At 59.9% G+C, this 12,913-nt stretch carries 10 protein-coding genes; 7 read left to right on the top strand and 3 right to left on the bottom strand.

What is annotated here, in order from left to right; all coding sequences use genetic code 11:
• Positions 1-289: 289 nt before the first annotated feature.
• Positions 290-1,213, bottom strand: a complete 924-nt coding sequence (locus WBK23_RS11720) for a lipid A biosynthesis lauroyl acyltransferase (RefSeq protein ID WP_424484130.1) — start codon at positions 1,211-1,213, stop codon at positions 290-292.
• A 147-nt stretch (positions 1,214-1,360) separates the two neighbouring features.
• Between WBK23_RS11720 and minC the strand changes: the two genes are divergently transcribed.
• The 4 genes from minC (at position 1,361) to WBK23_RS11700 (ending at position 3,945) form a co-directional block, all read left to right on the top strand.
• Positions 1,361-2,086 carry a septum site-determining protein MinC gene (minC, locus tag WBK23_RS11715; RefSeq protein ID WP_424484129.1) on the top strand — a complete coding sequence of 242 codons (726 nt, stop codon included), beginning with the start codon at positions 1,361-1,363 and terminating at the stop codon, positions 2,084-2,086.
• 100 nt (positions 2,087-2,186) lie between these two features.
• Positions 2,187-2,999 carry a septum site-determining protein MinD gene (gene minD, locus WBK23_RS11710; RefSeq protein WP_424484128.1) on the top strand — a complete coding sequence of 271 codons (813 nt, stop codon included), beginning with the start codon at positions 2,187-2,189 and terminating at the stop codon, positions 2,997-2,999.
• Positions 2,999-3,253: a cell division topological specificity factor MinE gene (gene minE, locus WBK23_RS11705; RefSeq protein WP_090447406.1), complete on the top strand. Its 255-nt coding sequence runs from the start codon at positions 2,999-3,001 to the stop codon at positions 3,251-3,253. The genes minD and minE overlap by 1 nt, the downstream gene beginning before the upstream one ends.
• A 56-nt stretch (positions 3,254-3,309) precedes the next feature.
• Complete coding sequence (locus WBK23_RS11700) at positions 3,310-3,945, top strand: RluA family pseudouridine synthase (RefSeq protein ID WP_424484127.1); 636 nt, start codon at positions 3,310-3,312, stop codon at positions 3,943-3,945.
• Positions 3,946-3,957: 12 nt separating this feature from the next.
• On the opposite strand, the gene WBK23_RS11695 is transcribed toward WBK23_RS11700, so the two are convergent.
• Positions 3,958-5,565, bottom strand: a complete 1,608-nt coding sequence (locus WBK23_RS11695) for an ATP-binding protein (RefSeq protein WP_424484126.1) — start codon at positions 5,563-5,565, stop codon at positions 3,958-3,960.
• The gene (locus tag WBK23_RS11690; RefSeq protein ID WP_424484140.1) at positions 5,562-6,278 is read right to left on the bottom strand and encodes a response regulator; all 717 of its coding nucleotides are present in this window, start codon (positions 6,276-6,278) and stop codon (positions 5,562-5,564) included. Before WBK23_RS11690 ends, WBK23_RS11695 begins: the two co-directional genes overlap by 4 nt.
• Positions 6,279-6,995: 717 nt before the next feature.
• Here WBK23_RS11690 and WBK23_RS11685 point away from each other — a divergent pair.
• From WBK23_RS11685 to WBK23_RS11675, 3 genes are all read left to right on the top strand, one after another.
• Positions 6,996-9,902, top strand: a complete 2,907-nt coding sequence (locus WBK23_RS11685; protein WP_424484125.1) for a ribonucleoside-diphosphate reductase subunit alpha — start codon at positions 6,996-6,998, stop codon at positions 9,900-9,902.
• Between the two features lie 426 nt (positions 9,903-10,328).
• Complete coding sequence (locus tag WBK23_RS11680) at positions 10,329-11,579, top strand: ribonucleotide-diphosphate reductase subunit beta (RefSeq protein WP_424484124.1); 1,251 nt, start codon at positions 10,329-10,331, stop codon at positions 11,577-11,579.
• Between the two features lie 124 nt (positions 11,580-11,703).
• The gene (locus tag WBK23_RS11675; RefSeq protein ID WP_424484123.1) at positions 11,704-12,624 is read left to right on the top strand and encodes a hypothetical protein; all 921 of its coding nucleotides are present in this window, start codon (positions 11,704-11,706) and stop codon (positions 12,622-12,624) included.
• Positions 12,625-12,913 lie beyond the last annotated feature (289 nt).

The following is a 12,913-nucleotide window of genomic DNA, read 5'->3' as shown; positions in this document are numbered from 1 at the left end:
AAGGCCCACAACGACGCATGGCGAGATTTTGCGCGCAACCCGTAGGGTCGGGCCTGTTTTAGCGCGATGCTGCGTTCCTCGTCACTTATTTGGAACGACCAAACTTCGCTCCTCGTGCCTTGCCTCGCGCTAAAACAGGCTCCGGCGCGGCCACGAATGAAACAGGAACAGACCCTCCTGACTTCCCACTGTTTTTAGCCAGTATAGGAGCCAGCCGGGCGCACACGGAACCGCTCAGTGCCAGAAAATCCCACTTAAAGCACTTAACCCGCCAATTGGCCGGCGCAAGCTAGCGCTTCTTGTAGAGCTTGGGCTCACCCTTGGGGCGGGTTTTGAAGCGTCGATGCGCCCAGAGGTATTGCTCTGGGCAAATGCTGATGGCCTGCTCGATCCACTGGTTAACGCGCAGGCAATCGGCCTCCTCGCTCTCAGTGGGAAAATCGGCCAGCGGCGGATGAATCACCAGGCGATAACCCTGCCCATCAGGCAAACGCTGCTGGGTAAAGGGAATCACCCGGGCGCGGCCCATGCGGGCGAACTTGCTGGTGGCGGTGACGGTGGCCGCCTGGGTGCCGAACAAGGGCACAAATACACTGCGCTGCGCGCCATAGTCCTGATCCGGCGCATACCAGACCACCCCGCCAGCGCGCAGCAGTTTGAGCATGCCGCGCACATCATCACGCCCGATTACCCCAAGCAAACGCTGCTCGCGACCACGACGCTGCACATAATCGAACAGCGGATTCTTGTGCGGGCGGTACATGCCGTACATGTCCTGAGCCATGCCGAGCAGGCCGCCGCCCATTTCCAGGGTGGTGAAATGCAGCGCCATAAGAATCACGCCCTGGCCATCGGCCCCGGCCTGGCGCAGGTGCTCAAGCCCCTCGATAGTGCCCAGGCGACGCAAGCGCTCGACCGGCCACCACCAGGCGATGGCCATTTCGAAGAAGGTGATCCCGGTGGAGGCAAAGTTTTCCTTGAGCAGGGCCTTGCGCTCGGCCGCCGCCATCTGCGGAAAACACAATTTCAGGTTGCGCGCGGCAATCCTGCGCCGCGAACCGGCCAGGCGATACATCAACGCACCCAGGCCGCGCCCCAGCTGCAACAGCACGCGGTACGGCAACTGGGCGATCAGCCACAGCAGGCCCAAACCCAGCCACAGCAGCCAGAAACGCGGATGAAGGAAAGCAGCACGAAAAACGGGACGATCCATAAAACAGGTCCGGACAGATCATAAAGCGCGGCATTCTATCAGGACTTTACCCAGCGCCTGGGCGCGCAACTTGCGAGCGGGCGGCGTTCTCGCTATAAGTCCGGGGCACTTTTCCCCAGCTTCTATAAAGGCCGCATCAGGCAGACCATGAGCCAAGCCGATCTCCTCGAGCAAGACCCCGTTTTCCAGCTGAAAGGCAGCATGCTGGCCATCACCGTGATGGAGCTGGCGCACAACGACCTCGCCCGCCTCGACCAGCAGCTCACCGAGAAAGTCGCGCAAGCACCGGCCTTCTTCAGTAATACCCCGCTGGTGCTGGCCCTGGACAAGCTGCCGGAAGGCGAAGGCGTGCTCGACCTGGCTGAACTGATGGCCGTCTGTCGCAAGCACGGCCTGCGCACCCTGGCGATCCGCGCCAACCGCGAGGCCGATATCGCCGCCGCCGATGCCCTGGACATGCCGGTATTGCCGCCATCCGGTGCCCGCGAGCGCCCCATCGAACTCGCGCCACCGAAGCCGGAAAAACCCGCCGAACCCGAACTCAAGCCGAGCAAAATCATCACCAGCCCGGTGCGCGGCGGCCAGCAGGTGTATGCCCAGGGTGGCGACCTGATCGTCCTGGCCCCGGTCAGCGCCGGCGCGGAACTTCTCGCCGACGGCAATATCCATGTCTACGCACCGATGCGCGGCCGGGCACTGGCGGGCATCAAGGGCAATCTCAAGGCGCGGATTTTCTGCCAGCAGATGGGCGCGGAGCTGCTCTCCATCGCCGGCCAGTACAAGGTCGCCGAGGACCTGCGCCGCGACCCGTTATGGGGCGAGGCGGTGCATGTCAGCCTGTCGGGTGACGTGTTGAACATCACCCGCCTTTAACGGATACTGCCGCCACTTTTCAGGGACATAAAAAAGGCATCTGGAAGCCTTGTACGGCTGTCGGATTCCCGTCTTTCTTTACATTTTGGGGTGAATCACCTTGGCCAAGATCCTCGTTGTTACATCCGGCAAAGGTGGCGTCGGTAAAACCACCACCAGCGCTGCCATCGGTACCGGTCTCGCTCTGCGCGGGCACAAGACTGTCATCGTCGACTTCGACGTTGGCCTGCGTAACCTTGACCTGATCATGGGCTGCGAACGCCGCGTGGTGTATGACTTCGTCAACGTAGTCAACGGCGAAGCGACCCTGACCCAGGCGCTGATCAAAGACAAGCGCCTGGAAAACCTCTACGTGCTGGCCGCCAGCCAGACCCGTGACAAAGACGCGCTGACCCAGGAAGGCGTCGAGAAAATCATCAACGAGCTGCGCGAAAACTTCGAATACGTGGTCTGCGACTCGCCGGCCGGTATCGAGAAAGGCGCGCACCTGGCCATGTACTTCGCCGATGAGGCGATCGTCGTGACCAACCCGGAAGTGTCCTCGGTCCGCGACTCCGACCGCATGCTGGGCCTGCTGGCGAGCAAATCGCGCCGCGCCGAGAAAGGCGAAGAGCCGATTCGCGAACACCTGCTGCTGACCCGCTACAACCCGGAGCGGGTGACCAAGGGCGAAATGCTCGGCGTGGAAGACGTCGAGGAAATCCTCGCCATCCGTTTGCTCGGCGTGATTCCCGAGTCGCAAGCCGTACTCAAGGCCTCCAACCAGGGCGTGCCGGTGATTCTCGATGACCAGAGCGACGCCGGTCAGGCGTACAGCGATGCCGTCGACCGCCTGCTCGGCAAGGAAGTGGCCCACCGCTTCCTCGACGTGCAGAAGAAAGGACTCATGCAACGCCTGTTTGGAGCGCGCTAATGAATATTTTCGACTTCTTTCGTGAACGCAAAAAGGAAAGCACCGCGTCCATCGCGAAAGAGCGTCTGCAGATCATCGTCGCCCACGAGCGCGGCCAGCGCAGCCAGCCGGACTACCTGCCGGCCCTGCAGCAAGAACTGGTCGAAGTGATCCGCAAGTACGTCAATATCGATTCGGACCAAGTACAGGTTGCACTGGAGAACCAGGGCAGCTGTTCCATTCTGGAACTCAATATCACTCTGCCCGATCGTTGATCGGCGGAGAGCCCGAGACGGCGGCCATGGCCGCCGTTTCTATTTGTGGAATGCCCATGCCGCTGTCGAATGTCGAAATCCTCCACCAGGACGCCGCCCTGCTGGTGATCAACAAGCCCACCCTGCTGCTCTCGGTGCCCGGCCGCGCCGAGGACAACCGCGATTGCCTGGTCACCCGCCTGCAGGAAAACGGCTTCCCGGAAGCGCGCATCGTCCATCGCCTGGACTGGGAAACCTCGGGGATCATCGTGCTGGCCCGCGACGCCGACAGCCACCGCGAGCTGTCGCGGCAGTTCCACGACCGCGAAACGGAAAAAGCCTATACCGCCCTGTGCTGGGGCCAACTGGAGCTGGACAGCGGCAGCATCGACCTGCCGCTGCGCTACGACCCACCGACCAAGCCGCGCCACGTGGTCGACCATGAACAGGGCAAGCACGCGCTGACCTACTGGAAAGTATTGGAACGCTGCGCCGATTACTGCCGGGTCGAGCTGACGCCCATCACCGGGCGCTCGCACCAGCTGCGCGTGCATATGCTGTCGATCGGCCATCCGCTGCTCGGCGACGGCCTGTACGCCCACGAACAGGCCCTGGCCGCCTACCCGCGCCTGTGCCTGCACGCCAGCATGCTGAGCCTGACCCACCCGCAGACGGGCGAGCGGATGCGCTTCGAGTGCCCGGCACCGTTCTGATATCTCGCGAACTCAACCCTGCTTACGCGGCCAGATTAGAGTAAAGCACGCCCCGCCTAGGCTTTCGCTGCGACTGATCTGCGCGCGACCGCCGTGCCAGTAGGTGATCCGCCGTACGATTGACAAGCCCAGGCCATGCCCGCCCGAGGCGCGGGTGCGACTGTCGTCCAGGCGCAGGAAGGGCGTGAAGATATGCTCCCAGGCCTCTTCCGGCACACCGGGGCCATCGTCTTCGACATCCAGCCGGCAGCGCTGCTGACCCACCTGATAACTCACCCGCACCCTCGACTCGGCGTGGCGCATGGCATTGCTCACCAGATTCTGCAGCGCCCGGTGCAGATAACGCAGCTCGGCCTCGACTGTGGCCCCACTGCCATCCAGCGCATCGCGCGAAGGGCCGCGCTCGACCCGCACGCTGGCGCGCAACGGAGCCAGCTCGGTAATCACCTGGTCGATCAGCTCGTTCAGGTCGACCAGCTGGAAGTTCAGCGCCGGCGCACCCTGCTCCAGGCGCGCGTAGGTGAGCATCTCGTCGACCAGCTTGTCGAGGTCCTGGATATCGCTGTCCATGCCCTCCATATATTTGCGCCGCGCCGCGTCGGTTTGCGCGTCACCAATCATTTCCAGGCCGAAACGCAGGCGCGCCACCGGCGTGCGCAGCTCATGGGAGACCGCACGGACCATTTCTCGCTGAATACCGAGGGAACGCTGCAGGTGCTCGGCCATGGCATTGAAGGCCGCCGCCAGACGCCCTACCGAATCCGTGCCACGGGTCGGCACGCGGGCGTCCAGACGGCCGCTGGCAATGCGCGTGGCCGCCTCTTCAAGATCACTCAGGCGCTGCTCCAGCGGGCGCACCAACAGGTAGACCATCAGACCAATCAGGCTCAGGCCCAGCGCGCCGATCAACACCAGCCACTGCACGGGGTACGGGTTCATCTGGTACAGCGGGCCGATTTCCAGCACCCAGGGCGTTTCGACGATGCCGGAAAACACATGGATGCTGTCGCCGCCACGGCCCAGGGCCATCACCGTATCGCCCTCGTCCACCCGGCGGCGCTGATCGGGGTCGAGGTCAGCCTGATCGAGGCGCACCAGGCGCAGGTCGAAACCGAACTGTTTCTCTTCCTTTATCCTGGCCAGCCGGCGCGGCTGTTCGTCCCAGGGATAACGCACCAGTTCATCGATCAACAGAAAGGTCGTAGCGCGCGCCAGCTGCTCGCTGACCTGCTGCACATCACCAATCAGCACCAGCGGCTGCTGCTCGCCGGCAAACTGGCTGTAGATGCGCGCCTCATGCGGCCCGGTCTGCTGCACCAGCACCTGGCCACGACCCAGGCGGCTGCGTGCACCGCCATCCAGCCCGGCCTCCTCCTGCGTCTCGATGCGCAGCGGAATACCGAGCAATCGCCCCCACACCGTCACCGCGCGGCGCCGCTCGATCGGCAGCATCGGCGCGAGGTTATCGGCCATCAGGCGAAAGGTGCCCTGCGCCAGGCGCTCACGGTACTGATCGACGCGCACCTCGTTGAGCAACTGCAGCGCGCCGACGCCGAGCAGCGCCACCAGCACCAGCACGGCCAGCATGCCGCCATAGATGCGCAGGAAGATCGAATTCACAGCGCTTCAGCCGCCTCGGCAACGAACAGATATCCCTTGCTGCGCACGGTCTTGATCAGCCGTGGGTGCATCGGGTCGTCGCCGATTTTCGGGCGGATGCGCGAGATACGCACGTCGATGGAGCGGTCCTGGCCGTCGTACTCGATGCCGCGCAGGGCGTTGAAGATTTCCTCGCGCGACAGAATCCGCCCGGCATTGGCGGTCAGCAGCCACAGCAGGTCGAATTCGGCGCTGGTCAATTCGATGCTCTGCTCGCCCAGCCAGGCCTCGCGCATGGCGCTGTCGATCACCAACGGGCCGAACTGCAGGCGGCGGCGCTCGCTGGCGGCCACTTCATTGCCCTCGCGGCGGCGCAGCAAGGCGCGAATCCGCGCCAGCAGCACGCGCGGGCGCACCGGCTTGCACACATAGTCATCCGCGCCCATCTCCAGGCCCAGCACCTGGTCCATGTCATCGGTGCGCGCGGTGAGCATCAGGATCGGCCCTTCGTACTGGCCCCGCACCTTGCGGCAGATCGACAGGCCGTCTTCGCCCGGCAGCATCAGGTCGAGGATCACCAGGTCCGGCTGCTCCTGCAGAATCCGCGCGGCGGCCAGGGCTCCGTCCATCTCGATGGACACCTGCAAACCGTTGCTCTGCAGGTATTCACGGGTCAACTCGGCCAGGCGCTGGTCGTCTTCGACAATAAGAATGTGCCACGACTGCTGCTCCACAACGAACTCCCAGACAACACGGAAACGGTCGGCATTGTAGCAATGCGCCAGGCTCTGCATAGCGCATGCCATATTTCTGTAAAAACACTAGATGTAGTATCCAGCTGCGAGATAGGCCACAGCTGCGCAATGCGTTAAAAAAGCCGTTTGAGCACCGACGAACGGCGCACCCCAGCAAGCATGCGGCCTAGCCGGCGAGCGCGCCGTTTCACCCACAATTCACCCACATGTTATCCACAGGTTGTTCTTGCTCTGTCGCCTTGCAATACCCCAGATAGCGCATTATCTTGTATTCCAATCACGGCGAACCCACCACATGTTGGGTTTAGCCTAGCCACCGGACACAAGAAGAATGACTCGCACACGGCCTGATCCCAGCCCGTCACCGGTTGCCGTAAACGCTCTTTGCAGTACGCCCGCCCTATGTCGGCAGGCACGCATTCAGCGCCGCGTACAGCGCGCCTGAACCCAGATAACGCGCCAACCGCACACGCGGTTGCACCACTAGATGTAGTAGTTAAGGCGCAAAAACGCCTTGACTTGTGACTTTTGAGCCAGGAAGGCGCTTTAGTCGTACCTTCCCTGCCCAATTTGCAAGTCCCCGTGTGCCCGGCCTCTGGCTGTGCCCATGGCATTGTTGAAATGGAATGAATGGCAGTAGCCGCAGTGATCGACGGCAAAGCGTCTAACTAATAAATACAGAACATGGAGACTTTCATGCACACCGACACCTCTCGCGAGAACCCGCAGGCCAATGCGCCGCAGGCCACCGATGACCAGCAGAACCTGAGCGCCACCGCGCCGGGCCAACTGCGTGTGATCAAGCGTAATGGCACCGTGGTGCCGTACACCGATGACAAGATCACCGTTGCCATCACCAAGGCCTTTCTCGCTGTTGAAGGCGGCACCGCAGCCGCCTCGTCGCGTATCCATGAAACCGTCGCGCGTCTGACCGAACAAGTCAGCGCCACCTTCAAGCGCCGCATGCCGTCCGGCGGCACCATCCATATCGAAGAAATCCAGGACCAGGTCGAACTGGCCCTGATGCGTTCCGGTGAGCAGAAAGTCGCCCGCGACTACGTGATCTACCGTGAGTCGCGCAGCCAGGCGCGCAAAAGCGACAGCAGCGAAATTGCCCAGCCGCACCCAAGCATTCGCGTCACCCACCTCGACGGCAGCGTTGCGCCGCTGGACATGGGCCGCCTCAACACCATCGTCACCGAAGCCTGCGAAGGCCTGGCCGAAGTCGATGGCGAGCTGATCCAGAAAGAAACCCTGAAGAACCTCTACGACGGCGTAGCCCAGAGCGACGTCAGCACCGCCCTGGTGATGACCGCGCGCACCCTGGTCGAGCGTGAGCCGAACTACAGCTACGTCACCGCACGCCTGCTGATGGACAACATCCGCGCCGAAGGCCTGGGCTTCCTTGGTGTCGCCACCAGCGCCACCCACCATGAAATGAGCGAGCTGTACGCCAAGGCCCTGCCGGCCTACATCGCCAAGGGTATCGAGTACGAATTGCTCAACCCGGTGCTGGCCAGCTTCGACCTGGAAAAACTCGGCAAGGCGATCAACCACGAGCGCGATCAGCAGTTCACCTACCTGGGCCTGCAGACCCTCTACGACCGTTACTTTATCCACAAGGACGGCACCCGCTTCGAACTGCCGCAAGTGTTCTTCATGCGCGTGGCCATGGGCCTGGCGATTGAAGAGAAGCAGAAAGAAGACCGCGCCATCGAGTTCTACAACCTGTTGTCGTCCTTCGACTACATGGCCTCGACGCCGACCCTGTTCAACGCCGGCACCCTGCGTCCGCAGCTGTCCAGCTGCTACCTGACCACCGTGCCGGATGACCTGTCGGGCATCTACAACGCCATCCACGACAACGCCATGCTGTCCAAGTTTGCCGGCGGTCTGGGTAACGACTGGACCCCAGTACGTGCTCTGGGTGCCTACATCAAGGGCACCAACGGCAAGTCGCAAGGCGTCGTGCCGTTCCTCAAAGTGGTCAACGACACCGCAGTTGCAGTTAACCAGGGCGGCAAGCGCAAGGGCGCGGTTTGCGCCTACCTGGAAACCTGGCACATGGACATCGAAGAGTTCATCGAGCTGCGCAAGAACACCGGTGACGACCGTCGCCGCACCCACGACATGAACACCGCGAACTGGATTCCAGACCTGTTTATGAAGCGCGTGTTCGACGATGGCCAGTGGACCCTGTTCAGCCCATCCGAAGTGCCAGACCTGCACGACCTCACCGGCAAGGCCTTCGAAGAGCGCTACGAGTACTACGAAGCCCTGACCCAGTACGGCGGCAAGATCAAGCTGTTCAAGACCATCCAGGCCAAAGACCTGTGGCGCAAGATGCTCAGCATGCTGTTCGAAACCGGCCACCCATGGCTGACCTTCAAAGACCCATGCAACCTGCGCAGCCCGCAGCAGCACGTGGGCGTGGTACACAGCTCGAACCTGTGCACCGAGATCACCCTGAACACCAACGCCGACGAAATCGCCGTGTGCAACCTGGGTTCGGTCAACCTGCCGAACCACATCGTCGACGGCAAGCTGGACACCGCCAAGCTGGAAAAGACCATCAAGGTCGCCGTGCGCATGCTCGATAACGTTATCGACATCAACTACTACTCGGTACCGCAAGCGCGCAATTCCAACTTCAAGCACCGCCCGGTCGGCCTCGGCATCATGGGTTTCCAGGACGCTCTGTACCTGCAGCACATCCCGTACGGCTCCGACGCCGCTGTGGAATTTGCCGACAAGTCGATGGAAGCGGTCAGCTACTACGCCATCCAGGCCTCCTGTGACCTGGCCGACGAGCGCGGCGCCTACTCCACCTTCGAAGGTTCGCTGTGGAGCAAGGGCATTCTGCCGCTCGACTCGCAGCAGATCCTGATCGAGTCCCGTGGCCAGAAGTACATCGACGTCGACCTGACCGAGTCCCTGGACTGGGCCCCGGTACGTGCCCGTGTGCAGAAAGGCATCCGTAACTCGAACATCATGGCCATCGCACCGACCGCCACCATCGCCAACATCACCGGCGTATCGCAGTCGATCGAACCGACCTACCAGAACCTCTATGTGAAATCGAACCTCTCGGGCGAATTCACCGTGATCAACCCGTACCTGGTTCGCGACCTCAAGGCTCGCGGTCTGTGGGACTCGGTGATGATCAACGACCTCAAGTACTACGACGGTTCGGTACAGCAGATCGAGCGCATCCCGCAGGAACTCAAAGACTTGTACGCCACCGCGTTCGAAGTCGACACCAAGTGGATCGTCGATGCCGCCAGCCGCCGCCAGAAGTGGATCGACCAGGCGCAGTCGCTGAACCTCTACATCGCCGGCGCATCGGGCAAGAAGCTCGACGTGACCTACCGCATGGCTTGGTACCGTGGCCTGAAAACCACCTACTACCTCCGTGCCCTGGCCGCGACCAGCACCGAGAAGTCCACCATCAACACCGGCAAGCTCAACGCCGTGTCCAGTGGTGGCAACGATGGCCTGAGCGCAGCACCGGCCAAGGCCCCGGAAGTGGAAATGAGCGCAGGCCCAGCTCCAGTGCCAAAAGCCTGTGCCATCGATGAACCAGACTGCGAAGCCTGCCAATAAGGTGTTCGGCAGCGCGCGGATCTGAGCGGCATTCGCGGCGTTACCTGCCGGAGCGGCCCCCATCACGTACATGCGTACGCTCAGGGGCTCCACTCCAGCAGGTGCCTTGCGACTACTCGCTCAGCTACACGCTTGAACGTCGAGCAAAGGCAAAAGCCGAAGCACAGTTCCAAAGCAACACACAGTCAGTCCCCTCGCCCGCTTGCGGGAGAGGGTTAGGGAGAGGGCAAAAGCAACACCGCCCTCCCCACTTATTACCTGCCCCTGCCCTAACCGGCGTGGGCCTCGGGGCAACGGCCAGTCATCAGAGCCACCCCGACCAGCGGTACCCGTTTTGCCCTTGCGCGCTGTACGCAACGGAACACAATTAGACTGTATATCCACACAGGTCGGTTATTTCACCGGCCCGCAAGCAGGAGCCAAGCCATGCTGAGCTGGGATGAATTTGACAAGGAAGACGGCGCCGACGCCGTAGTAGCCAACAAAGCCTCTGCGCAACTGGCAGACATGAGCATCGACAAACTCGACCAGGTGGGCGGTGCTGCCGCCGTTGAAGCCCGCGCCGTGGCTGCTGATGACAGTGAGGCCGTGGCCCGTGCCAAAGCCTCGCTGGACCAACTCGACATCGCCGAAGGCCTGGCCGAGCTGGAAGGCTCCGCCGCCCGCGTTGCGGTCGACGAGAAGCGCATGATCAACTGCCGCGCCGACCTCAACCAGCTCGTACCCTTCAAGTACGACTGGGCCTGGCAGAAGTATCTGGATGGTTGCGCCAACCACTGGATGCCGCAGGAAGTGAACATGAACGCGGACATCGCGTTGTGGAAAACCCCGGACGGCCTGACCGACGACGAGCGTCGCATCGTCATGCGCAACCTCGGCTTCTTCTCCACCGCCGACAGCCTGGTTGCCAACAACCTGGCCCTGGCCGTGTACCGCCTGATCACCAACCCGGAGTGCCGCCAGTACATCCTGCGCCAGACCTTCGAAGAGGCGATCCACACCCACGCCTACCAGTACTGCATCGAATCGCTGGGCATGGATGAAGGCGCGATCTTCAACATGTACCACGAGATTCCATCGGTCGCTAAGAAGGCATCCTGGGGCCTCAAGTACACCCGCTCGATCTCCGATCCGACCTTCAACACCGGCACGGTCGAGACCGACAAAGAACTGCTGCGCAACCTGATCGCCTACTACTGCGTACTGGAAGGCATCTTCTTCTATTGCGGCTTCACCCAGATACTCTCCATGGGTCGCCGCAACAAGATGACCGGCGTGGCCGAGCAGTTCCAGTACATCCTGCGTGACGAGTCCATGCACCTGAACTTCGGCATCGACGTGATCAACCAGATCAAGATCGAAAACCCGCACCTGTGGGATGCCCAGCTCAAAGACGAAGCCACCCAGATGATTCTCCAGGGCACCCAACTGGAAATCGAATACGCACGCGACACCATGCCGCGCGGCGTACTGGGCATGAACGCGGCGATGATGGAGGACTACCTCAAATTTATCGCCAACCGTCGTCTGACCCAGATTGGTTTGAAGGAAGAGTACCCAGGTACCTCTAACCCGTTCCCATGGATGTCGGAAATCATGGACCTGAAGAAAGAGAAGAACTTCTTCGAGACGCGGGTTATTGAGTATCAGACGGGTGGGGCGTTGAGCTGGGATTGATTCCAGTCACTCACTAAGAGATTAAGAGCGCTTTACCTGAAATGGATGTTTGGGGTGGCGATCAGCAAGATCAAAAGCCCCGCCTAGTGCGGGGCTTTTTATAAACAACCATAAGACAAACAAAATGGAACATAAAAAAACAAAAGGAGTTTCTTTAACTCTAGCGGGGCTGGCACTCGCAACTCTCGGCATTATCACGCCAATTACTTGGGACTGGTGGAATACAAAGTCAGACCTAACAATAACAAAAGAACAAAGAGTAAATTTAATCGAGCAAAAGACCTCTGTGGACGGCCTTAAGATCACCTATCTAGGACGTGACATAGAATCTCTAAGCAAAATAGTCTTTACACTTAAAAACACCGGAAGAACGCCAATAGAGAGCTCAGACCTTGTATCGCCTCCAACTTTAGAAATAACAGATGGAGAACTACTTAACGCTTCAATAGAGATAATGGAGCCAGAGAATCTAGGCAGCACCATCACACAAAATGGAAATACCGTATCTATAAAATTCCCGCTATTAAACCCAGAAGATTTTATAAAATTCAGCATTCTAGTTTCCGGCCAGAGCTTCTCTTATAAAATAGAATCAAGAATTAAAAATATTTCTAAAATCACAAGCCTAGATGAAAAAGACCAGATAAAAATCAGAAGCTCATTTGGCTTCGGCACATACGTAGTAGCAGCTTTTGTAATCTTATTCCTTGCTATATTCCTAGCATTGATAGCGGATATCCCTAAAAGAAAGCGCGCTTACAAATCTCTGCTAAAAGAAGAGCCGCCATTCCACCCCGGCGAGCAAACAAGCACAACCATTTTCTACATAGATAATGACCTAAGATTTCTTTCAAAGCCTAAAAGGACAACATTGAGAGCTATAGCCACAAGACATGGGAGTGCATTGGAAAAAGATAACTCCAGCGAACTATTCAATACAACCAAATCCCTTCTTGAGGCATATAACCCTGCCGCTGGAGCGATAGTAGTATTATTCCCAATAATCGCTGGCAGCTATTACATTTACTCAAGCATTTTCATATAACAACAACCTATATTGAAAGTAGATATATTTATTCTCCTCGCTTCCCGCCTCTACTGGTTTCGGCCTTACGCCGAGTTACTTTCTCTTTGCTTGTGCAAAGAGAAAGTAACCAAAGAGAAAGCACACCCTGCATACGGGTCTGGCTTCGCCAGACTCCCCTCCCTCCGGCACTGTTCCGAGGGTCGTCACGGTGGGCCATCCCTGGCCCATCGTTCCTCGTTTGGCATCCATGCCAAACGCCCCTCTCCACAGCACCTCCACTCGGCCTCCTGACGGGATTCGGGGACCG

Source organism: Pseudomonas sp. (assembly GCF_049653025.1).
GTDB lineage: Bacteria > Pseudomonadota > Gammaproteobacteria > Pseudomonadales > Pseudomonadaceae > Aquipseudomonas.
The sequence above is the reverse complement of the archived record's forward strand: the minus strand, read 5'-3'. Positions and strand labels throughout refer to the sequence as shown.